The sequence below is a fragment of the Bdellovibrio sp. HCB117 genome (genome assembly GCF_047305915.1).
GTDB classification, from domain to species: domain Bacteria; phylum Bdellovibrionota; class Bdellovibrionia; order Bdellovibrionales; family Bdellovibrionaceae; genus Bdellovibrio; species Bdellovibrio bacteriovorus_B.
The window spans coordinates 440,323-462,421 of sequence record NZ_CP178622.1; the positions used below are offsets into that span (position 1 = coordinate 440,323).

Annotated in this window: 19 protein-coding genes; 13 read left to right on the plus strand and 6 right to left on the minus strand. The window is 45.8% G+C overall.

Translation table 11 applies throughout. From position 1 onward, the window contains the following. Positions 1–24 precede the first annotated feature (24 nt). The 4 genes from pssA (at position 25) to ACLWBD_RS02185 (ending at position 4,385) form a co-directional block, all read left to right on the plus strand. Positions 25–879, plus strand: a complete 855-nt coding sequence (pssA, locus tag ACLWBD_RS02170; RefSeq protein WP_063206234.1) for a CDP-diacylglycerol--serine O-phosphatidyltransferase — start codon at positions 25–27, stop codon at positions 877–879. Further along, the gene (locus ACLWBD_RS02175) at positions 863–1,870 is read left to right on the plus strand and encodes an aspartate-semialdehyde dehydrogenase (RefSeq protein WP_063206235.1); all 1,008 of its coding nucleotides are present in this window, start codon (positions 863–865) and stop codon (positions 1,868–1,870) included. Before pssA ends, ACLWBD_RS02175 begins: the two co-directional genes overlap by 17 nt. Positions 1,871–1,980: 110 nt before the next feature. Then, positions 1,981–3,309: a CFI-box-CTERM domain-containing protein gene (locus ACLWBD_RS02180; RefSeq protein WP_413569374.1), complete on the plus strand. Its 1,329-nt coding sequence runs from the start codon at positions 1,981–1,983 to the stop codon at positions 3,307–3,309. After that, positions 3,306–4,385, plus strand: coding sequence for a hypothetical protein (locus tag ACLWBD_RS02185; protein ID WP_413569376.1), 1,080 nt, complete (start codon positions 3,306–3,308; stop codon positions 4,383–4,385). Before ACLWBD_RS02180 ends, ACLWBD_RS02185 begins: the two co-directional genes overlap by 4 nt. Here the strand turns inward: ACLWBD_RS02185 and ACLWBD_RS02190 are convergent. Next, a complete protein-coding gene (locus ACLWBD_RS02190) occupies positions 4,379–4,636 on the minus strand; it encodes a hypothetical protein (RefSeq protein WP_063206238.1) in 258 nt (85 codons plus the stop codon). The genes ACLWBD_RS02185 and ACLWBD_RS02190 overlap by 7 nt on opposite strands. Positions 4,637–4,849: 213 nt before the next feature. Here ACLWBD_RS02190 and ACLWBD_RS02195 point away from each other — a divergent pair, with 213 nt between their 5' ends. The 4 genes from ACLWBD_RS02195 (at position 4,850) to rpsI (ending at position 7,384) form a co-directional block, all read left to right on the plus strand. Next, a complete protein-coding gene (locus ACLWBD_RS02195; RefSeq protein ID WP_413569377.1) occupies positions 4,850–5,533 on the plus strand; it encodes a L,D-transpeptidase family protein in 684 nt (227 codons plus the stop codon). Between the two features lie 99 nt (positions 5,534–5,632). Next, complete coding sequence (truA, locus tag ACLWBD_RS02200; protein ID WP_413569378.1) at positions 5,633–6,421, plus strand: tRNA pseudouridine(38-40) synthase TruA; 789 nt, start codon at positions 5,633–5,635, stop codon at positions 6,419–6,421. Between the two features lie 110 nt (positions 6,422–6,531). After that, entirely contained in the window at positions 6,532–6,972 is a 441-nt protein-coding gene (rplM, locus tag ACLWBD_RS02205; protein WP_041871184.1) for a 50S ribosomal protein L13, read from the plus strand. Positions 6,973–6,985: 13 nt separating this feature from the next. Next, positions 6,986–7,384, plus strand: coding sequence for a 30S ribosomal protein S9 (rpsI, locus tag ACLWBD_RS02210; protein ID WP_041871182.1), 399 nt, complete (start codon positions 6,986–6,988; stop codon positions 7,382–7,384). Positions 7,385–8,264: 880 nt separating this feature from the next. On the opposite strand, the gene ACLWBD_RS02215 is transcribed toward rpsI, so the two are convergent. Next, on the minus strand, positions 8,265–8,648 hold the full coding sequence (locus ACLWBD_RS02215; RefSeq protein ID WP_063206240.1) for a hypothetical protein: 384 nt from the start codon (positions 8,646–8,648) through the stop codon (positions 8,265–8,267). A gap of 222 nt (positions 8,649–8,870) precedes the next feature. On the opposite strand from ACLWBD_RS02215, the gene ACLWBD_RS02220 reads away from it, so the two are divergent. From ACLWBD_RS02220 to ACLWBD_RS02230, 3 genes are all read left to right on the plus strand, one after another. Next, positions 8,871–10,715 carry a hypothetical protein gene (locus ACLWBD_RS02220; protein ID WP_413569379.1) on the plus strand — a complete coding sequence of 615 codons (1,845 nt, stop codon included), beginning with the start codon at positions 8,871–8,873 and terminating at the stop codon, positions 10,713–10,715. A 19-nt stretch (positions 10,716–10,734) separates the two neighbouring features. Then, a complete protein-coding gene (locus tag ACLWBD_RS02225) occupies positions 10,735–13,032 on the plus strand; it encodes an ATP-binding protein (protein WP_413569380.1) in 2,298 nt (765 codons plus the stop codon). Between the two features lie 103 nt (positions 13,033–13,135). Next, the gene (locus ACLWBD_RS02230; RefSeq protein WP_413569381.1) at positions 13,136–13,720 is read left to right on the plus strand and encodes a hypothetical protein; all 585 of its coding nucleotides are present in this window, start codon (positions 13,136–13,138) and stop codon (positions 13,718–13,720) included. A gap of 68 nt (positions 13,721–13,788) precedes the next feature. On the opposite strand, the gene ACLWBD_RS02235 is transcribed toward ACLWBD_RS02230, so the two are convergent. The 4 genes from ACLWBD_RS02235 to ACLWBD_RS02250 all read right to left on the minus strand — a co-directional run bounded on the left by ACLWBD_RS02235 (position 13,789) and on the right by ACLWBD_RS02250 (position 19,229). Continuing rightward, positions 13,789–14,727 carry a trypsin-like serine peptidase gene (locus ACLWBD_RS02235; protein WP_413569382.1) on the minus strand — a complete coding sequence of 313 codons (939 nt, stop codon included), beginning with the start codon at positions 14,725–14,727 and terminating at the stop codon, positions 13,789–13,791. Between the two features lie 158 nt (positions 14,728–14,885). Then, a complete protein-coding gene (gene alaS / locus ACLWBD_RS02240) occupies positions 14,886–17,612 on the minus strand; it encodes an alanine--tRNA ligase (RefSeq protein ID WP_413569383.1) in 2,727 nt (908 codons plus the stop codon). Then, entirely contained in the window at positions 17,599–18,063 is a 465-nt protein-coding gene (locus tag ACLWBD_RS02245; RefSeq protein WP_413569384.1) for a regulatory protein RecX, read from the minus strand. Before ACLWBD_RS02245 ends, alaS begins: the two co-directional genes overlap by 14 nt. 11 nt (positions 18,064–18,074) lie before the next feature. Further along, complete coding sequence (locus tag ACLWBD_RS02250; protein ID WP_413569385.1) at positions 18,075–19,229, minus strand: metallophosphoesterase; 1,155 nt, start codon at positions 19,227–19,229, stop codon at positions 18,075–18,077. Between the two features lie 108 nt (positions 19,230–19,337). On the opposite strand from ACLWBD_RS02250, the gene ACLWBD_RS02255 reads away from it, so the two are divergent. Next, entirely contained in the window at positions 19,338–21,026 is a 1,689-nt protein-coding gene (locus ACLWBD_RS02255) for an AMP-binding protein (RefSeq protein WP_413569386.1), read from the plus strand. A 77-nt stretch (positions 21,027–21,103) separates the two neighbouring features. Continuing rightward, positions 21,104–21,895: a substrate-binding periplasmic protein gene (locus tag ACLWBD_RS02260; RefSeq protein WP_413569387.1), complete on the plus strand. Its 792-nt coding sequence runs from the start codon at positions 21,104–21,106 to the stop codon at positions 21,893–21,895. Positions 21,896–22,099 lie beyond the last annotated feature (204 nt).

Genomic DNA, 22,099 nt, shown 5'->3' on the forward strand with positions numbered 1-22,099 from the left:
TGGACCACATGGCGGGAGAAGACAATGGCAGATACTCATCTAGAAAAAATTGATTCCGAAGATGCCAAAGCACAGCGCTTGGCAATGTATATCTATATTCTTCCGAATTTGATGACGACAGGAAACTTGTTCTCTGGTTTCTTTGCAGTGATTCAATCTATCAAAGGAAATTATCTTTATGCCGCTTATGCGATTGTTGTGGCGGCGGTCTTTGACCAGTTAGATGGTCGTTTGGCACGTTTGACTCGTTCGACAAGTAAGTTCGGTGCCGAGTACGACTCTTTGTGTGACCTTGTCAGCTTCGGTATGGCTCCAGGGACTTTGTTGTTCTTGTGGGCGCTTCAACCCTTTGGTCGTTTGGGTTGGGTGGCGTGTTTCCTTTTCGTAGCCTGCGGAGCTCTTCGTTTGGCGCGTTTCAACGTTCAAGCAAACGTTGTTGAAAAAAACTATTTCCAAGGTTTACCAATTCCAATGGCTGCGGGTATCGTAGCTTCTTCAGTTCTTGCCTTCCAAGATTTGGAATTAGAACCACTAGGTAACTATGGTCTTTTGATCATGACGATCCTTTTGGCGCTAGTGATGGTAAGTAACTTCCGCTTCCGTAGCTTTAAAGATTTAGATCTGAAAGAGCGTCTTCCATTCCGCTACCTGATTTTGGGTGTCGGTGTTTTGGTTGTCGTTGCTCTTCGCCCTGAAGTGATGCTGTTCGTGCTTTTCATGGGTTATGCCGCTTTGGGTGCAGTTTTCGGTGTCTTCAAGCTTGGAAAGAACATTCGTAAAATTAAGCCCAGTGTGTATGCTCCCGCGCAAGTACACGAGAGTGACTTAGTCCTCGAAGAAGAGGAAGAAGAGGCGAAGAAAGATGAAAAGAAAACTTAAAGTCGGAGTTGTTGGCGCTACCGGCATGGTAGGCCAAACTTTCATGAAACTTCTTGAAGAGCGCAGTTTTCCCATCCAGGAGCTGCGCCCTTTTGCATCTGAGAACTCATTAGGAAAAAAGATCGACCTGCAAGGGGCTTCTTGGCCCGTGCAAGTTCTTAAAGAAGGTTGCTTCGACGGCCTTGATCTTGTGTTCTTTTCTTCGGGTGATGATATTTCCAAAGAGTGGGCGCCGAAGGCTGTGAAAGCCGGGGCTTTTGCCGTCGATAACTCTGCCGCTTTCCGTATGGATCCCAACACTGTTTTGGTAGTTCCCGAAGTGAACGGCAACTTGGTGACTAAAGATTCCAAGCCGCAAATCATTGCTAATCCAAACTGCTCAACCATCCAGTTGGTTGTGGCACTAAAACCACTTTTAGATAAATTTGGTTTAGAAGAAGTGCGAGTCAGCACTTATCAAGCGGTGAGTGGGGCTGGACAAGGTGGTTACGACGAATTGATGGAACAGACGTCAAACCACAAAGACGATCACCAACCAAAAACTTTCCCGCATACGATTCTTTTCAACTGCATCCCGCAAATCGGGTCCTTTAACGACGAAGGATACTGCAGTGAAGAAGTAAAGATCATGAAAGAGACACGTAAGATCCTGGGTCAGGACAAATTGAAAGTTTCGGCTTTCACGGTTCGTATCCCAGCACTGAACGCGCACAGTGAGTCCGTATGGGTGACTCTAAATAAAGAAGTCAGCCGCGATCAGATCATGGCCACTCTTTCCGAATTCAAAGGCATCGTCCTTCAAGATGACCCTAAGAAAAGCGTTTATCCTTTGGCCCGCGATGTTTCTGGAAAAGATCCTGTTTACGTGGGGCGCGTGCATCGCGATCCTGAAAACCCAAAAATGTGGTTGATGTGGGTTGTTTCGGACAACATCCGGAAAGGTGCTGCTCTGAACGGCATCCAAATCGCTGAACAAATCTTCTTCAGTTAATAAAAAGGTGGGTCTTCCCACCTTTTTCCATAGTCCCTGTCTGATTCGACGAAGGTCTTGAGTTTGAGCTTTTTTTGACATCTCGACCTTCGCATGGTTCGATTAAAAGGATGAAGCTTTCGGTAATCACGGCAGCCAGCATTTTCCTTCTTTCGTTCAATAGTCATGCGACCATGACATTGAATTCTATTTCTGGCGATTCAAATCGTGATCTTTCTGATCCTGCAAAGCCCATTATTTATGCTGGGTTCACACCTGCTGTAGCCTGTACCGGCGATGGAGCTTTCACTTGTGACAGTTGCACGGGAACCTCTGCAGGCGGAAAACTTTTTTCGTGTAATAAAACCAGCGCTTATCCCAATCTTCGTTTAGTCATTCAAATGACTTCAACGAATACGACAGGAACGGTTTACGCAAAAATTGGTGAGGACGATGTCAGTTCCACTTTACCTTGGACTTTTGACAGTGGAGTTCTGACCTTTCAAGCGACTTGGGCCGAAATTTGCCAGGCAGCCGGGGTCGGAAACTGCGATAGCAGTATGAATAAGGATCTGGTTGTTGGAATCAACACGACATCCGGCGGATCCGCGACAACAGACTCAATGACATTCCGATTGAACACACGCGTGGCTGCGGCAGATGGTTCGGATTCTTTTTATACGGATTGCAATACGGCGGCGGTGGCGGCAAACCAAGGTTTTTGTCACTTCAATGTATTTCCAGGTGATGAAAAGCTATACGTTGAAAACATGGTTTACTCGGACGGGTATCCGGCTTCACCAGCACCGGGAGTAGAATTTCGTTCGGTTGTTTTCTTTTACGAGCCATTTGTTACTGACGACAATACGACGATCGCAAGTATCAGCAATGCATCTTCGATGTTTGAACTTCCGGTGAATCGTTCTGCGAAACCTCCAATAGTTGATGATCGCGTGGATGGTCTGGTCAATGGCGAACGCTATTGCATGGTCATGGCGAACATGGATATGACCGGAGTGATTTCTTTCTTTACTCCAATTCCCGGAACTTCAGGATCGCCAGTAACCGCTGCTGAACTTTGTGGTACTCCGGCGGCGGTGGTGGGCTTACTTGATGATAAAAGCTGCTTTATTGCCACTGCGGCCTTCGGCAGTCAGATGGCGCCTGAAGTGGAAAGCTTCCGTGAATTTCGTAACAAGTTCCTTCTTCCCAATAAATGGGGAAAGGCCTTTGTTAAGTTCTATTACAAACACAGTCCTTATTACGCTAACATGATCGCTGAAAGTGAAATCGCGAAAACAGCAGTCCGCGCGGCTTTGTGGCCTTTGCTTTTATTTGCACGTGCCAGTGTGGCTTTGGGATTCTGGACTGCCTTTGCGCTTCTTTCTTTGGGTGGTTTGACTATTTATGGTCTTTATCGCCGTTTGATTTTAGGTCGTCGATTTCGAGGTGAACTGTGAGTTGGTCGAAATATTTTATCGCTCTTTTAGCAGTGGTTTCGTTTCACTCCGTTCAAGCTCAAGAAGCGGAGTCCGCTCCGCAAGAACCTCCTTTTGTTCAAGAAGACACTGAATTTGATTCAGAAGCGTTAAGCATTGAAGATGAAATTCAAAGCGCCGCTCCGGAATCTGCGCTTCAGCCTCCGCAAAAAGAAACAGTGAATCTAAACGAAGAAGCAGACCCGAACAAAAACTTAGAAGAAGAACTTTCGATCAAAGATGAAGAACCGGTTGTTGCTGAAGAACCTGAGGTGGTTCCGGCTCCACCGTCTCCTGTCGTGGAAGTAAAACCGACGAAGCCTCTGCAGCCCGGAAAGGTCATGCGTCGCTCAGCGCGTGGAGGAACGGAATATATCGAGCATCCTCAAGCGGCGAACGGTCTGATCGCGATCACTAAAGAAGGCGCTTACATCTATCGCACTAAAGAATCGGGTGAATACAATCACACGGGAAGTTTCCGTCTGGGTTTAATCGATCCTCCGCGAATTATTTCAGCGGATGGGACGACAAGTTTCGATACGATGTATTCAGGATCTTCGCAGCCGCTTTTCATGTTTGATTACGAATGGCAGCCATTTAATGGCTACGGAAAATTCGGTATTCAAGCGGGCTTTGGTTTTATGATCGCTAACGGAAAAGGTCGTTTCATCGAAGGGGACCTAGTCGGGCAAGAAGCGAAAGAAAGCTATACCTTTTTAGCTGTGCCTTTGAACCTGGGTCTGGTCTATCGCTTAGAGTGGATGGACCGTCAGTGGTTCGCGCCTTATGTTTCTGGTGGCGGAACTTATATCGGAGTGGCTGAATTCCGTGACGACGGAGCGACACCATCTGCGGTGGGAACGCCAGGTGCTTACGGAGCTGCAGGATTGTTAATTAATATTTCGGCGATGGATCGAGAAACCGCATTCACTTTGAAATCCGAATACGGCATCTCTAATTTGTGGGTGTCTTTAGATTACCGCTATCTCCAGACCTTCAATGAAGATCTGGATTTCACTTCCGGCATAGCGGGTGCCGGTATCACAGTCGATTACTGAGGTTGGCAAGAAGCGAAGTGAATAGTGCGGTTCATACGGTGCATTGAACCAGCTGTGCATTTCAAGCCTTGTTCAGAACAGTTGTAGCGAGCTTCAACTTCACCTTTTGAGTTTTGGCCCATAACGTAGTTCTCTTCACACCAGCTAAGAACGTCTACTTGGTAGTCAGATTCACGATGGCTAACGATATCTTCTTGAGCCATAGCAGTTGAAGAAACAACTAACATCAAACCTACGATTAATGATTTCATGATTTACTCCTTGGATTTGGTTATTAAAAAGATGGCATGGAGTACGACTTTCCTTAGGGGTGGTCAATACACCGTGAAAAGAGAACAGAGGTGACTACAGTCTGTACACCGCGAAGTCCACTTAAAATCGTGCTCGCTGTATTCATACTTGTTCCGCGAAATACGCCATAAATTTTTAGGGGTTTTTTCGGTGGCCGTGCTATCAATTCCGCTATGAAAAAACTCATTCTTCTTACCGGATTATTCATTACGTCTTTGTCATTCGCACAAACTCGCTACTGCGATGACATTCAACGTGTCGACAACTTTCCTCGTCTGAATTCAGACCAGTTTAAGCGCTTCGGTTTGGATAAAAAGAACAAGATCGACCGCATCCTTGTGAGTAAAGATCGCAAAGAGCTTTATCTTTTGAGCAAAGATGTTGTGGTGAAGTCTTACAAGGTCGCTTTCGGACTTGTACCTGAAGGTCACAAACAATTTGAGGGAGACTACAAAACGCCTGAAGGTATCTACTACATCGATGGCAAAAATCCGAAGAGTGCTTTCTATCTTTCTCTTCATGTCTCTTACCCGAATAAGCAAGACATTGAATATGCGAAGTCTAAAGGGAAGTCCGCAGGCGGCGACATCATGATTCACGGATTCCCGAATGCTTCATCTCGCCCGGATTTCAATAAATTTGTGGGGGCCATCCACCCAAGCAATTGGACGGCGGGCTGTATCGCGGTGACCGATCAGGAGATCTATGAAATCTACAACCTGGTTCAGCAGGGAACGACAATTGAGATCTGTAAGATGACTCCGAAGCCACCTAAACCTCAAGAGCCTCAGGAACCACAGGAGCCACAGGAGCCAACAGAGCCTTCTGTGCCTGAAGAGCCTCAAACTTCTAAATAGACTACAAAAACAGAGTCGGCGCCGTTGAAAAATTTCCGAGACGGCGCCTACAAAAACATAGCCTTGTCGCGACGAACCTAAGCTGATACTTTGCCGCCCATGTTGACGAAAGTGAAATTCACCGTGGCCTATGACGGCACCGGGTTCTGCGGGTGGCAGAAGCAAAAACAAGAAGATCAGATTTCTGTAGGCCATGTGATCGAAAGGGCCTTAGAGAAGGTTTTTGCCGAAAAGATCACTTTGTTCGCCTCGGGCCGCACCGATGCCGGGGTTCATGCCTTGAACCAAGTTTGCCACTTTTCTACGCATCGCAAGATTGATCCAGCTAAAAAATGGGATTTCTGCTGGGCTTTGAACTCTCAATTGCCTCCATCCATCGTCGTGAAAAGGGCCTGGATTGCACCACAAGAATTTCATGCGACGTTGTCGGCGACCCATAAAACATATAGATATCTGATCTTGAACCGCCCTCGCCCCAGTGCTCATTTAGCCCGTTATATGGCTTGGGAGCGCAAGCCTATCGACATCCACCATTTGATCTCAAGTTCTGAATTTCTTTTGGGAAATCATGACTTTAAGAGTTTCCAATCAGTCGGAACGCCAGTTTTAGATACCGAGCGCGAGATCTATCAGGCGGATTGGGAGTGGCGTCGCCCTGACGTTCTTCAATTTACAGTCACCGGAAACGGCTTTTTAAAGCAGATGGTGCGTAATATTGTGGGTACCTCATTAATGTTAGAGAAAAAAGGCTTAGAACCCCAAGAGATGGAGCGCATTTTAAACCTGAAAGATCGCCGAAAAGCCGGTCCCCCTGCCCCTGCGGAAGGCCTTTATTTAATGAAGGTTTATTATCCCCAGGACCTTGACAATGGGTGTATAGAACTTTAAAACATCCCTTCCCGCAAAATAGTGTAAGAGCCCGTTGTTAAACTCAAACATTTTTTGCCGAATGCGCAGACGGTAAAACTGACGTATTCAAAATGAAACTGGAGACCCTAATGAAAACTTTCAATGCAAAAGCAGATGAAGTTGAAAGAAAATGGTGGATCGTTGATGCCGCTGACCAAAAGGTCGGTCGTGTAGCGACAACTGTTGCAAACATTCTTCGTGGAAAGAACAAACCTATTTTCACTCCTAACGTTGATACTGGCGACTTCGTTGTTGTTATCAACACGGACAAAATGGAGCTTTCTGGAACTAAGTGGGATGACAAAAAATACTACCGTCACTCTCGCTTCTTCGGTTCTTTGAAAGAGATGACTGCAGCTCAAGCGAAAGAGAAAGATTCTACTTTCATCATTCACGAAGCTGTTCGCGGAATGCTTCCTACAAACAAGCTTTCTCGCCAAGTTATCATGAAAATGAAGGCATACACTGGTGCTGAGCATCCTCATGCTGCTCAAAAGCCAGCTCTTTACACACTTCCTTCTAAGAAGTAATTGGAGATAGACAATGGCAGCAGCAGATAAATTCTATTATGCAACTGGAAGAAGAAAAACGAGCTCTGCGCGCGTTTTCTTGAAGCCTGGTAAAGGCAACATCACAATCAACGGAAAAAAATCTGATGATTATTTGAGCCGTATGCAATCACGCATGGTGATCGTACAGCCTCTTGATCTATTGGGCCAACTTGGCAAGTTCGACGCTAAAATCACTGTTTCAGGTGGTGGTGAGTCTGGACAAGCTGGTGCAATCCGTTTGGGTATCACTCGTGCTTTGATCGCTTTCAATGCAGAGTTCAAAGGAACTCTTAAGAAAGCTGGATTCGTTATGCGTGATCCTCGTATGGTTGAGCGTAAAAAATACGGTAAAGCCGGCGCTCGTCGTAGATTCCAATACTCTAAACGTTAATCGTTTCGGGTTATCGGACGAGAAAGGGAGCTGTTTCAGCTCCCTTTTTTTTTGCTTTTTTCTTGGGACTTGGCTTGTCGTTCTTGCGGTGGATTTGCGGATGGAAGTGCTGCCTGCCTTAGCTGGCTGGTCGCTTCGGTCGGCACGCCTTCCGGGCTCGGTTGCCGCCGCCCTTTGGGCGGTTCGCGCCGTCGTGGCGCGCCGGCAAAGGCCTCTCTTCGGACCCGTCAGCTAAGGCAGGCAGCACTTCCATCCGCAAATCTTTGCTGGATTCGATGTTCGTTTCTTCGAATAATTCTAAAAAACTGGGATGAACTGTCTTTCGTGATAACGGGGGATTTGTTTTATTTTGGAATCTATTGGGACGTTCGGTGTTTTGGGATCTGGGCTTCGGCGTGATTTCGCTTGTGGTGGATTTTTAGAATTTCACTGGATGGTTGAAAGTTTATGGGTCCCAATTATTTCATGTTCTAACGCAAAGGCTTACTGCCACGGTGGCAGTAAAAGGTGGTTATCATCCATGTTGTTTCGCTTCCCATTAATTAATCTAATCAAACAGAAGTACGATAATCATGGAGCTCAATTTTTACTTCCACCGTGGAAGTAAACAGCTAAGACGCTCCCTTTTTTCGAAGGCACGGTAACATTGATTTGCGGTTTTGAAGTGACGCACTTGCTTACCGCCACCGTGGCAGTAACTTAGTCTCTTCGTTGATTAAATTTTGGGAGTCGTGAAGTTAGGCTGCTTTGCCGTTCACTCGGAGTTGATTAGTTTAGTGAGTGTTGGACTTGGACTTTTCCCTAGGTTTTTTTGAAACTCACTTCCAAAATAAAAAAGGCACCCGAAGGTGCCTTTTCAACTCTCCATTTTTCTTTCTAATTACTTAGAGCAAGAAAGTGGGTAGATGTTGCCGTTAGCTGCTAGGAAGCCGCCGAATGAACCGTCTGCTTCTTTACCAATAGCTAGGAAACCTGTGTTTTTGATAACGCCGTCTTCTTGAGCTGACTTGTCAGTCAAAGCTAGAAGTTGCAAGAAACCGTTGTTCAATTGCTCTGTTACTGCGCCTTTGTCCATTTGAGAGAAGAAAATCGATTGTTTTGATTTTTCGCTCAAAGAAACAGTTACGAAGTCTGCTGATTGGTCGTCAGCTAGGTCGATGTTCATAGATACGAATTTGCTCTCTGGAACTGCGCAGTTGAAAAGAGTTTCAGCCATTGCAGAAGAACCCATAAGAACCAAAGCTGCTACGATAAGTGATTTCATTAAAACCCTCCTAAGGTTGTTGCGTAGGGGAGGCTATTTCACCCACGCGGGGCAGGCAATGCAAATGCAACGCACTATCGGCTCTCGGCGTGGATGATCCGCTCCGGCAAAGTGACCGCAAGTTTCTAGCACAAGGTCTGAGCTTCCAGGATTTAATGTCTCTCACAGTACTAATTAGTTTATTCTTTAACAATCTACAGCAATTCAAAAGAGGGACGTTTCGTGAAACTGGTTATTGCATCACTGATTTGCAGCTTAGGTTTTTCGCATTTTGCCTTTGCACAAGAAGCACCAAAGACTGAAGCCGTAAAGAAAGAACCGAAAAAAGAAGCAGCTTCAGCAGCAACGACCACGGATAAAAAAGCGACAGAGTTCGATAAACCTCTTTTCTTTTCCGTTATTGATCAAGAACTTAAAATCAAAAACCCGCGCGTTGATTTCGATTTGCAAAAGTCCAAAGGGCAGGAACTCGATATCAACGGAGTTACTTTTAACAACAATTCTTTCACCGCGAAACTTGAAGAAGACAGCTTGAATTTCACTTGGGACACGGAGCTTGTTCCCGGCGGAGACATCTCGGTCATCAACGAGCAAGGTAAAGAGCTTTGGAAAAAAGCCGCGAAAGGAAATGGCACTTGGTCCTTCAAAGGTGTTCGTGGGTCTGATGGCCCTCAATGGAAAGACGGTGAAAGATTTCACTTTTGTATTCGCTCGGAAGTAGGCCGCGGATATTCAGGTATGTGCACTCAGAACTACGCCGTGGAAGTCAAAGAGTCTGGCATTCAGTTGGGACTTGCGAAATCATCAACGACCCCGCGTGTGATTTTCCAAAACGATGAAAAGAAACTTAAAGGTGGAGAAGAAGTGGCTGTCGGAACTCCTGTGCAGTTTCTGGCTACTTTAAGTACGAATGCGACCTATGAATTCGTTTCTGAACCCGTGGCTCCCATCGTGAAAGATATGATCGAATCTGAAAAGAAAGACCATGTCACTATCACGGGAGAGCTGCCGAAGCCTTTGAAAGCAGAATCAAAAATGATCTCTGGCAATGACTATGGCAAGATCACGCAAATTCTTGGCTTTGAAAGTACGATCGCTGAAGCGCGTGATCTATGGGCGGCAGATTTTCCGGTAAAAAAGTCTCGTTTGGTGATTCCGGGTAAGTCGGGCGGTATCTTCAGTTACGAATTGGAGATTCAGAATCCTCCGCGCCAACAAGACCGCCGTTTTATTTCTGACAGAGCGATCAAAGGAACCTACAGATCCAAAGATCAAATGCAGGTGCGTGACTCTGCCGACAATATTCAGACGTGGGAGTTTGAAGCTCCTCAGAAATTTGCAAGCAACACGGTCTATCTGGATGTGCAGGGTGAAAAGGCTACTCACAGGTCTTATCTTGAAATTTATCGTGCGGGCGCAGGTGAAGCGAGCTTGCGTCTGACAGGGGTTGTGACTACGGATGGCGATTTCGTTGTATTAGGAGAAGGTCACGTGTCGTGGTGGTTCAACGATATTTTCGGAGCCCAAAACTATTGGCTTTCAAAACAAAGATGGGGCGTGAGCGCCCGCTACTTTACGTCGTTAACTCAATTGCCGGCCACGGACGAATCCGGTGCCAGTGAAGATGTTGATTTGAAAGTGGCCGAAGCGGATCTTCGTTATAGATTTACTCCGGGACTGTGGGAAAAAGATGAGACTGTCGGAGCGATTGTTGCGTACGAGGCGATGACCTTAGGTGACGCCAATGTTCCGAAGTTGGGTGTCGGGCTTTTTTGGGCTCGTTCGATGCCTAAATCCATTGATACTTGGTTCAGTAAACTTCCATTCATGAACTACCCAAAGTGGGTGGATATGGAATTTATCAAATACGTGTCGTCTACGGACAGCGATATCACGTTGGGCGATGACTACGTTCTTAACTTCCACGGCAAAGTTTTGTGGACTCCGAGCTTTTTCGGAGAAGCCGGCTTTGGTTTAAAGAACTACTACTTTGAAAAGAACTCTGACGGCAGTGGTGCTAAGTTAACGACTTTTTACGGAACTGTAGGTTTAGGTATTAATTTTTAGATTTTCTGTTTAAAGGTGCATGAAGAAAAAGCTGACTCTTGTCCATATTTTCTTGCTCAATCAGCTGACAACGACACTGGTTCTGTTGCTAGTGATCGTCGTATATGGCACTCATTTATTTATTTCAGAGCAGCGTTCTATCCGCGAAAGAATGGATCCTGCTTTAAGTCGCGAAGTTGAAAGAACCAATAACGAAATCTCCAGCCTTGAAGCCAATGTGCAGCGGCTAAAAAGTATCGTGGATCTTTTTGAGGTGATGCCACCGTCCATAAGAGTCGAAAAGTTTCGCAGCTTCGCAGCGATGACGATTGCTCCGCATTCAACACAATTCAATGCCTATTTTGCTTTAGGACCTGAACTTGCAAAGAAGTATTTCGGAAAAAGTTCCTACGTCTATGTAGTTCTTCGAGATTATTCTTTATTCGCGAACACTCGTTACAATGACCCTCAGTATTTCATTCATGAAGAGTTCCTGGCGCCGGGCTACAACACGGATCCCGACATGCAATGGTGGCACATGAACGAAAAAAATGTCGGAATAAATTTTTCAGATTTCTATTTCGACAAAGGCTACATGGAAAAAGTCATGTTCAGCACGACCACCGGCACCTACAAGGACGGAAAGTTAATGGCTGTTGTGGGAATTGATACCTTGGCTGGAGACATCGCACATCGTTTAGGTGCATTCCGATTGGGAGAAACTGGCGGAGTGATCATCGTCGATAGTCATGGTCGCCCCGTTTTACCTTTGATTGCACGCGATCTGCCCTTAATAGATTTCAAATACCTAAGAGCTTTTAGCAGAGACGAGTTTAAGAAACTGCCGACGCTTTCACAGAAAGTATTTAATATTCAAGGAGCAAAGCTTCAGGATTTTGCCGGTGCCGATGGCAAAACATATATCACCTACTCTAAGCCCATTAAGGGCCGTCCTTGGCACATGGTGATCTATCAAGAAAAGTCCGAAGCCTATTCAGGGCTTTATTTCAGGATGTTCTTCTTTGGCTTTGTTGCCATGGCGGCGTACTTTCTGCTGACGCTCATGGTGTGGTTGACCGGAAAGTACGTTGTCAATCAGGACAAAGTGGTCTTAAAGGAACTGCTAGAATCCCGTGATAAGGCCGAAGCGGCGACAAAAACGAAATCTTTGTTCTTGTCGACGATGAGCCATGAGATTCGCACACCTTTAAACTCAATGCTCGGCTCTTCCGAATTGCTGGCCGAAACTCCGCTGACCTTAGAGCAAAATGAGCTTCTGCGCTCTTTGCAAAGTTCGGGGGAAACACTTTTAAGCATGCTCAACAATATCTTGGATTTTTCAAAGTTCGAGTCGGGGCGTATGCAGTTGGAAAAGCGCGAGTTTTTACTCAGTGATCTTGTGCGTGAAGTGGATGCCTTGGTTGCAACATCGATTCTTCGTAAAGGTTTAAAGTTCTATTTCCACGGACCCGAGCAAGATCGTTGGATTGTCGGTGATTCTTTGCGTTTAAAACAAGTTCTGATGAATCTGTTAGGAAATGCGGTGAAATTCACTGACCGCGGAAGTATCGAACTGACCATTCAGCCTTACCCCGGAAAAGACTCCGAATCAGAGTATTTTCTGTTTGAAGTGAAAGACACCGGATTAGGAATCGCAAAAGAAAATCTTCGTAAGATCTTCGATGAGTTTGGCCAAGAGGATTCGTCAGTCACGCGTCGTTTTGGTGGGACGGGATTAGGTCTGAGTATTTCAAAAAAAATCGTACAGGAAATGGGTGGAGAACTTCACTGTGAAAGTGAACAGTACATGGGCTCACGCTTTTATTTCTCTGTGCAGATGCAAAGTCGAAAAGCCGAAAACTGGAATGTCCGGTGGACGACAAAAATGAGTGCCGCGCTAACGAAAGAAATCAAAAAGTCTGTTTCCGAAAATCAGCGTCGCATCCTTATAGTAGACGACATGGAAGAAAATCACACTCTTCTGAAAGCTTACATCCGCAAGCTAGATAATATCGATGCGGATTCTGCTTTTAATGGCTATGAGTGTTTAGAAAAATGGGAACGTAACGACTACGATCTTATCTTCATGGATGTTCAGATGCCTGAAATGTCTGGTCTTGATACGATCCGCAAGCTGCGTGATCTTGAGCGCATTCAAGAGCGCAAAAGAACTCCCGTGATTGTTATCTCTGCCAACAGCTTTGCCGAAGATATCGAAAAGAGTCTGGCTGCCGGGGCCGACAATCACGCTGGTAAGCCGGTGCGCAAGCAAACCGTGATCGAATTGGTGCAAAAATACTGCGTTTCTGAAGCCGAAACGCCCTCTGTGAACTCTTAATACAGCGTTAAGTTTCTAACACCTTATCCCGATATTACAAAGGCCTGGGGTCGGAATGAATATTGCCTTTATTCATTACGAGACGGGGAAAAAGGGGGAAATTGTGAAAAGAGGTTTGGCACTCATCGGGATACTGTGTCTCGTATTGGGATTCCAGAACTGCAGCCAAAGCGCCTTGCAGGGACAGGGGGACTTGGCTTCGACCGACGTTTCCATCAATATGCCTCCGCAAATTTCTGAAGAAGAATCTTCCGTGGCGAAGGCCGTCACGTTTATTGAAATTCCTAATATCGCTGACGGACAAACTTCTGTGTCTGCAAAAGCCACTGAAGTAACCCCTTATCGTTTGGTGATCTCAACAGAATCTGGTTCTATTCAACTTGTCGATGATGCGAATAACGTTTTAGAAAAACGCTGTTTGAATTCAAGCAATCTTGATGAACTAAAAACCATCTTAAGCGGCTCCAGTATTTGTGAAGCCGAAGTGCAAAGTGATGATCAAGTGTGCTCGATGAAGTACAAGCCTTGGTATGCCGCACTTTACGTGAACGAAGAGCGCGTGAAGCTGGGTGAAGAAAAAGATTCTTGCGGTAAAGGCAGAAAAGATCTTTGCGGAGCTCTGACCGATGTATTCCAAGCTTATGTAGCGCATGTAAAGCAGCATTGGGATGAAATGAACTGCGAATAGTGATAAAATTCCCGCAAACCGATGCAATAAAAACAGCTTCCCCATAGGAAGCTGTTTTTATTTGTAGACTATTTTGAACTCATACTTTTATCGATAATATCTTTATAAAATAGAAGGCTCTGCACTTCAGAAAAGGTGTTCGGAAATCCCTGAAGGGGATAACTCGGTGCCAGGCTTTTGCAGTTTCCACCCTTGGAATCACAGCTATTATATCGTTCGCATCCGTGAACAGGATCGGTGTAGGTGGAAATACCAGGATTTCCACCGATAAGAACACCCACGATCTCATTTTTAGCATTAAAGACGGGACTGCCACTGTTGCCCGAGAAAGCATCTAAGTCTGTCAAAAACGAACGACTGCGATACTGCGGAAGAAAGACCTTAGCACTGTCTGTGTATTTTAGAGGAAGTCCCATCGGGAAACCCAGCATAGTGACGGGTTCATTCATTTTGACCGGACTGTTAGATATCTTAAAAGGCATTCTATTTACGGTCGGGCGATCCAAGCGAATCAGGGCAAAGTCATGGTTTTCGCCCTTCTCACTGACCGTTGCATAGATGATTTCTTTGCACTTAAAGATCTTGTCGTTGGCGATCTTTGCGGGATTCACTTTTGAATCGTAGTCAAACATCCAAGTGTAGACTTCACAATACTGGTCATTAACACTGCGAATTTCACCAAAGGTCACGGCACAGTGGCCGGCCGTGATCAGAAGATCTGGAGCAACTAAAAAGCCCGAGCAAGCGTAAGCGATGCTTGTTTGGTTAGCAAAGCGTTCATCCCGGCACATGAAATCGCTCATTTTATTAATATCTAAAGAAGAGTGACCATTTCCAAGATCGGTCCAAAGGCTGCTTAAGACACCGACAGCAACAGAACGCGCGAGTGAATTCTTCGCAGGGACTTGCAAGATATCTTTACGATCATCACGTCCAAAGATATCGGCACAGGCAAATGCAGGAACGATAAAAATGAAAGCCAATGCGACACGAGAAAGCAGTTTCACGAGAAGGTTCCTATCCTAGTGAGAGCGTTCGAAAGGCGCACCTTACTAGAAATGGATTCTAAGATCCACCCAGTTGAATTTATTTCCCGTCATGAATTCATTTGGCTAATAGAGAGAGAAATTAGGACCCCGAGTGGGGCCCTAATATTAAAGATTCGTTATATTCCTAAAAGAGATTTTACCTTATCGAAGGCCTGAGGAAGGCTTGCTCTGTTGGGAGCCGCACCTTGAGCGAAGTCGGGACGACCGCCGCCTTTTCCGCCCATGATGCCTGCGACTTCTTTTAAAAGATCACCGGCTTTGGTTTCGCCAGAAATCTCTTTAGAAACGCTGACGATGATGGGGTTTGAGCCTTCACCTTGTCCGACCACAACCACGACACCATTTTGGATTTTATTTTTCAAATGGTCTGTGACTTCTGCCAGAACCTGGCGATCGTCTAAAGCGAGATCTGCAAGAACCAGTTTCGCAGATGCTCCAGCCTTGGTTTTGAAAGTCAAAGCTTTCGCCGCAAGATCGTCGACATTTACTTGTCCACCTTGAAGCTTCTTCATCTCTTTTTCCATTTGCTTGATCTGCTCTTTTAAAGCTTCCACGCGATTAGCAAGTGTTGCCGTTTCGCCAGTTGCTTCAAGATGTTTCAAGTAATGAGGGCTTTTTTGGAAACCAGCCGCTGAAAGTGCTTCATCCAAGTGAGAAACTGCGTTCATCGCATAGCGAACAGCCCCATCACCCGTGATAGCCTCAACACGACGAACTCCGGCGCTAACGCCTGCTTCAGAGACAATCTTAAACAAACGGATCTGTGAAGTGTTCTTAACGTGAGTTCCACCGCAAAGTTCGCACGAGAAATCACCCATTGTTAAAACGCGCACTTTGTCGCCATATTTTTCACCGAACAAAGCCATCGCGCCTTTCGCCTGAGCCTCTTTAGGTGACATCACTTCGACTTTCACTTCGTTACCCATAGCGATCTGTTCATTTACCAGATCTTCGATTTGACGAATTTCTTCGGAAGACAATGGTTTGTTATGAGTGAAGTCGAAACGAGTTTTTTGCGAGTCCACTAAAGAACCTGCTTGAGTCACGTGGGCGCCCAAGACCTTACGGAGAGCGGAGTGCAACAAGTGTGTCGCCGAGTGATTGCTCATGGTATTGCGACGTTCAAAAGGATTTACAATCGTGTCTACTTCTTGGCCGACTTTAAATTCACCGTGTTCGACTTCAACGTGGTGAAGAACGATATCGTCAGTCTTTGTTGTGTTCACAACTTTAGCGCGCGATCCGTTCTTATCCATGATGTAGCCGATGTCACCAACCTGACCGCCACCTTCACCATAGAATGAAGTTTCATCCGTGATGATAACGCCATGGTCACCTTCTTTTAAGGACGTCACGACTTCTTGGCCGTTAGAAAGCGCTGTGATACGACCGCCACCGGCGAAGTCGCCGTAGCCCGTAAACTTCACAGTTTTTCCGGTAGCGACATAGTCTTTCGCAAATTTGATCAAGTGTTGTTCGTCCGCGCCTAAAGCTTTCCCTTTCCAGGAGGCTTTGGATTTTGCGCGGTTGGCTTCCATTTCTTTTTCAAAAGCGGCTTCGTTCACTTCGATGCCTTGCTCGTTCGCAATCACTCGAGTCAAGTCTGCTGGGAATCCGTAAGTGTCGTACATTCTGAACACAACTTCACCCGTAAGTTCTTTAGCGCCTTTTGCTTTCGCCTTCGCGATTTCATCCATCAGGATGTTTGTGCCGTTATCCAAAGTGCTAATAAAGCGGTCTTCTTCGTCACGAATCGTATTTAAGATATGATCGCGACGTGCACTCAATTCCGGATAGACAGAGCCCATGCTTTCAATCAACGCTTCCGCCATTGCTGGCAAGAACGATTGATCGGCAGAAAGCTTACGGCCGTAACGGATCGCACGTCTCATGATACGACGAAGAACGTAACCACGTCCTTCGTTTGAAGGCAGGGCTCCATCCGCGATCAAGAAGGACGTTGAACGACAGTGGTCTGCAAGAACGCGTAAAGCAGAAGTGATTTCTGCCGCATGTTTGTCTTTAGCTAAAACTTCTTTGTCTGTGATGTATTCAATTTTTCCGATTTTGCAAGCACGCTCGATCATCGGCATGAAAAGATCAGTATCGTAGTTGTTGAATTTGCCCTGCATAGCTGCCACGACACGCTCAAGGCCGGACCCTGTATCCACGGAAGGTTTTGGCAGCGGAGTCAATGTGCCTGGAGGATTTTCGAAGTACTGCATGAAAACCAGATTCCAGATTTCAACGAAGCGATCTTCACCCGCGGCGATCCCTTTAAACGGATCAGAAATAGTTCCTGCTTTAGGCCCGTGATCGTAAAAGATTTCAGTACAAGGACCGCAAGGGCCGGTATCACCCATTTTCCAAAAGTTATCAGCATCAAAACGGAAGATGCGATCTTTGGGAATGCCTTCTTGCGTGTGCCAGATTTCAGCCGCTTCGTCGTCAGAGATATGAACCGTCACATAAAGTTTTTCTTTCGGAATGTTCAATTCTTTTGTCAGGAACTCCCAAGCAAAATGAATCGCATCTTTTTTGAAATAATCGCCGAAAGAAAAGTTCCCCAGCATTTCAAAGAACGTGTGGTGACGAGCCGTGAAGCCGACATTTTCTAGGTCATTGTGTTTACCGCCGGCGCGCACACATTTTTGCACAGTGACAGCGCGAGAGTAATCGCGTTTTTCCAAACCCAGGAATGTATTTTTAAATTGGTTCATCCCGGCGTTCGCGAAAAGCAATGTCGGATCATTTTCTGGAATCAAAGAAGAAGAACCTACATGCGTGTGACCCTTCTTTTTGAAGTATTCGACAAAGGCGTTGCGGATCTCAGAGCTTTTCATAAATAACCTTTCTTACGGTCTCGGAATCAAATCCTCGTGAAGCCAAGAAGCGACCGACACGGGCCTTTTCTTCGCGCGAGAATTCATAATCTTCATCATACTTAGTTTTTACAATTGAAAGAGCCTTTTCAAGCTCCAAGTCTCGGTCGGTAGAAACAGAAGGCAAACCTTTTTCGCGAAGGTAATTGTTGATGTAGTGAATGCCTTTGTTGCGACGGTGAAGCATGTCGGCCATGCGCTGAGCAAGGTCCGCAGGATCGCCAATCCAATTCTGGTCTTTGGCGAAATCAATAGCCTCATCAATGATCTCTCCCAAAGAGTCTTCATCCGAAAATCTTTCGCGCAGTTTCGTGCGCAATTCTTTTTCGGAATGGTCCCGGCGGGCGATCAAGTCCATGACTTTCTTTTTCGCGGCCATACGGGTTTTTTGGGGATCTTTCTCTCGAGACATGACAGAGATTATTACTCTGTTTTGGGCTCCTTGCGAAGAACAATTTCGGTCAGCTCACAATATGTTCCTAGGCGAAGTCGCGGTCCCCAATAGCCCGTTCCCTGATTGACATAGAGCTGCATACTTCCAATGCGGTAAAGCCCTTTGGCGTAACGCTCAAAAAAGACAATCAACCAGTTCCAAGGAAAGAACTGACCACCGTGGGTGTGACCTGATAGCTGCAAATCAACGCCCAAAGCCTGGACTTTAGGTGCCAGAGACGGCTGATGAGACAAAAGAACCTTAAAGCTATTCTCGTTAAACTGCTTTTGTACTCCGGCTAAGTCAGGACCCTCTTCCCGAAAGTGCAAGGCGGCGGGATCGGGAATGCCTGCCATCTGTAAAGTGGCCGATCCGAATCCAATATTTTGCACCTCATTGATCAACACTTTAAAACCAATATCGCGGAATGCCTGTAAGCCTTTTTGCGCATTCCAGTAGTACTCATGGTTTCCCGGAACGTAGTAAATGCCGTGCTCTGCTTTCAAATCCTTAAGCATGTTGAACTCTGCTTCATGCTTTTCCACGAAGCTATCCAGAATGTCGCCGGTGAATACGATCATATCTGGTTTCAAACTCGTGGCCTGTTTCACCAGTTTTTTAACGAAGGAGGGTGAAAGGCTGGGGCTGATGTGAAGATCTGTGATATGCAAAATGCGTAGGCCTTCTAAATCCTTTGGAAGATTTTTAAAAAAGACCGGCACTTTTTTTAGACGAGGGCCCACCTGGATGACGGCGTTTCCAAAAATCAAAAACACCAGAGGAAGGCCCAGCATCGCAAACGTCGCCTGCGAGCTGTATAAGTTCCCAAAGGGAGAAGGCATCACCCATTTTTCCACAAAAGCAAAGACGTCACGCAATATGACTAAACTCACAAGGAAATTAATGTACGCCATCACCGTCAAAGAGCCATCGAGAAGGCGATCTCGCCAAGGGCGATGGTCTAAATTCTTTTCTTTCCAAAAGAAAAGAAAAGTCCCTATGACCAAGGCAAAGAGGAATGCCAGCAATAGAATGACGGCAGCAGTTCCCACCCAGGTAAAATCTGTAAAGCGTGTTAACTGGTGGGATACATAGATAAAAATGAGCAGAATAAAAGAGCTGGCGAGCGTGCGAAATAAACCCATAGGACTTCTTACCATGGGGAACCTGCTTTTGCACAGTCCAATGTAAAAACACACGTCGGAGTCCTGTAGAAAGAATGATAAATTTATAGAGGCGCACTGGGAGGTCATATGAGTTTCCGCAGCGAATTCGAACAGGCGAGGGATTTTTTAATTTTACACCGTTCTGATTACGACTACGCTTACTCACATTTTGAGTGGCCACGTCTTGAGGAATTCAATTGGGCCCTTGATTACTTTGACCCCATGGCTGAAGGCAATGACAAGACCGCTCTTTGGATTGTCAGCGAAAACGGGGATGAACACAAATACAGTTTCAATGAGCTTTCACAGCGCTCAAACCAGGTTGCCAATTATTTGCGCCAGCACGGCGTGCAAAAAGGTGATTCGATATTCTTGCTCATCGAAAACGATGTGGCGTTGTGGGAACTGATGTTAGGCGCAATGAAGGTCGGAGCCGTTCTTGTGCCGAATAATCCATTGCTATCGCAACAAGAACTTTCAGATCGTCTGAATCGTGAGCAGATTAAAGTGATCGCGACGACAAAAAAGCACTCTGATAAATTCTCTGTGAAAGGAACAAGTGTTCTTTCACTGATCGTCGACGGTGAAGTGGCGGGATGGAGATCATTTTCTGAATATCAAAAAGAAAGTGCTGACTTTGAAGGTGAGGGGCGGACAAAAGTCAGCGACCCTCTTTTTAGATACTTCACTTCTTCAAGCAGCGTAAAACCTCGCATCGTTGAGCATAGTTATGGTGGCTTCCCTATTGGGCACCTCTCGACGATGTACTGGATCGGTTTACGCCCTGGAGACGTTCACTTCGGTGTGAATTCAACGGGGTGGGCGATGCATGACTGGAACAATTTTATTGCTCCTTGGAATGCCGAAGCGACGATTTTTATTTACAAGCAAGAGCGCTTCAATGCGAAAACCGTATTAGATGCTTTGTCGGAGTACCCCATCACGACATTCTGTGCTCCGCCTACGGTATGGCGTCTGCTAATGCATGAAGATATGGCTTCCTACAAAGTGCAACTTCGTGAAGCCGTCAGTACCGGCGAAGCGCTAAGTGCAGAGGTGATTTCAAAAGTCTATAAGGCGTGGAAACTGTTTGTTCGGGATGGATACGGTCAGACAGAAACGCCCACTATTATCGGGATTCCCCCTGAAGAAAAAGGGGCTTTCGGCACGATGGGTAAACCTTTACCTGGATTTAGAATTGCGCTTTTAGATGAGAAGAAAAACTTAGTGGATGCGGGTGAAGTTTGTATCAGTCTTGAAAACCAACCTTTGGGACTTGCTTCCGGAGCCGGAGGCGACAGTGGTTACTTCCACACTGGAGATTTGGCCTATCACGATGATTCGAATAATTATTTATTCTCGGAACGAGTCGACGGCTTGTTTAAGTCTTCAGACTATCGCATCAGTCCCCACGAATTGGAGTTTGTTCTTAAAGAATTTCCTGCCATTCGCGAAGCCGTGGTGATCCCAAGTCCAGATCCTATCCGGGACTTTGTTCCTAAAGCACTCGTGGCCCTTATCAAAGGAGTTGAGCCGACCAAAGAGCTTGCTCTGGACATCATGAACTTTGCGCGTACGCGCTTGTCCCCATTTAAACGCATTCGTAGAGTGGAATTCACCGAAATCGCCATGAACACCCATGGAGAAATTATGAGGGCCGAACTAGTTACTCGTGAAAGGGATAAAGTTCACTCTGGAGAGAAATCCCCTTACGAGTTTTGGGAAGAGGATGCAAAAATCAGCATTCCCGATGCGTGGGCGCAAGAGCTTCCCTAAAAGTGTCTCAAATTTGTTTATTTTTCTAACTGCTTTGTAAGGCGTTTCTTTGTTAACATCCTGCTAAGATGTTATTCGTGAAACACTTAATCTTGATTGCATTTTGCGTAACACTTTGTCAGCTTGCACAAGCTGAAACAAAGATCTGTGAACGCCGCTACAAGGTCACTGTCAACAATCAGGCGCCATCATTCGTGCCGGATGTTCAGAAAGGCGGCAAGGGTCTTTCTTTTGACTTGATCAAAGTGATTGAAGCACGCATGGGTTGCACGATGACTTTGAATCCCGTCGAGTTGCCACGCGCTTTCGAAGATCTAAAAAGTTCGCGCACGGATATTTTTGCTTTCGGAACTTCGGATGAACAATGGTCTAAACCAGGCCGATTCATTCCCTTATACAAAGCGGCTCGTCTTTTGGTTGTCAGCAACTCAATCTATGATCCGAAAAAAAGCATTCAAGATTATTTGAAAGACCCGCGCATCAAGTTTGCGGATCAGACTGGTGGTCGATTCTTTTATCTTCCAGCGGAATCTGAAAGTCTGGAAAAACAACGCCGTGTAATTCGCAGTCCTCGTCCTGAACATCTTTATGACTTTCTTAAAGATGGCCGGGCACAAGCGATGTTTTCTTCGGCGGTCTTTAATAAATATTTTGTCGATAACAAAGACATGCAGAATAAGGTTTCTTTTATTCGCGATCCAAAAAACAAAATTGAAATTGGAATTTACGTTTCCAAGCACCGTGTGACGCCGACAGAGTTCCAAGAACTTCGTAAAATTATTAAAGACCTACAAATCGAAGGGACTTTCCGTGATATCGTGTCTCGGTATGTGTATCCGGAAGATCTGACTTATTACGAAGATTTATAAGAGGGTCGATAAGACTTCTTAAAATATTTCCCATCACAAGCTACTTAATTTTCCCTTATTCAACGTGGGTCCATCTGATCCGAGTTCGTAAGAGTCTTCGAAAAATTACGAACACCGTATGAGCTGTGATGGGATTTTAAAAATAACTAAACGGCGGCGACCAAGGTGTCCGCTATGTAGACGAGAGTTGCTATTATCATCATC

What these genes read in the sequence shown, in the direction of transcription:
- ACLWBD_RS02250 (WP_413569385.1), bottom strand. Translation starts at nt 19,229, where the DNA reads ATGGGTTTATTTCGCACGCTCGCCAGCTCTTTTATTCTGCTCATTTTT.
- ACLWBD_RS02175 (WP_063206235.1), top strand. Translation starts at nt 863, where the DNA reads ATGAAAAGAAAACTTAAAGTCGGAGTTGTTGGCGCTACCGGCATGGTA.
- alaS (WP_413569383.1), bottom strand. Translation starts at nt 17,612, where the DNA reads ATGAAAAGCTCTGAGATCCGCAACGCCTTTGTCGAATACTTCAAAAAG.
- ACLWBD_RS02190 (WP_063206238.1), bottom strand. Translation starts at nt 4,636, where the DNA reads ATGAAATCATTAATCGTAGGTTTGATGTTAGTTGTTTCTTCAACTGCT.
- ACLWBD_RS02215 (WP_063206240.1), bottom strand. Translation starts at nt 8,648, where the DNA reads ATGAAATCACTTATCGTAGCAGCTTTGGTTCTTATGGGTTCTTCTGCA.
- ACLWBD_RS02225 (WP_413569380.1), top strand. Translation starts at nt 10,735, where the DNA reads ATGAAGAAAAAGCTGACTCTTGTCCATATTTTCTTGCTCAATCAGCTG.
- pssA (WP_063206234.1), top strand. Translation starts at nt 25, where the DNA reads ATGGCAGATACTCATCTAGAAAAAATTGATTCCGAAGATGCCAAAGCA.
- rpsI (WP_041871182.1), top strand. Translation starts at nt 6,986, where the DNA reads ATGGCAGCAGCAGATAAATTCTATTATGCAACTGGAAGAAGAAAAACG.
- ACLWBD_RS02245 (WP_413569384.1), bottom strand. Translation starts at nt 18,063, where the DNA reads ATGTCTCGAGAGAAAGATCCCCAAAAAACCCGTATGGCCGCGAAAAAG.
- ACLWBD_RS02255 (WP_413569386.1), top strand. Translation starts at nt 19,338, where the DNA reads ATGAGTTTCCGCAGCGAATTCGAACAGGCGAGGGATTTTTTAATTTTA.
- truA (WP_413569378.1), top strand. Translation starts at nt 5,633, where the DNA reads ATGTTGACGAAAGTGAAATTCACCGTGGCCTATGACGGCACCGGGTTC.
- rplM (WP_041871184.1), top strand. Translation starts at nt 6,532, where the DNA reads ATGAAAACTTTCAATGCAAAAGCAGATGAAGTTGAAAGAAAATGGTGG.
- ACLWBD_RS02195 (WP_413569377.1), top strand. Translation starts at nt 4,850, where the DNA reads ATGAAAAAACTCATTCTTCTTACCGGATTATTCATTACGTCTTTGTCA.
- ACLWBD_RS02180 (WP_413569374.1), top strand. Translation starts at nt 1,981, where the DNA reads ATGAAGCTTTCGGTAATCACGGCAGCCAGCATTTTCCTTCTTTCGTTC.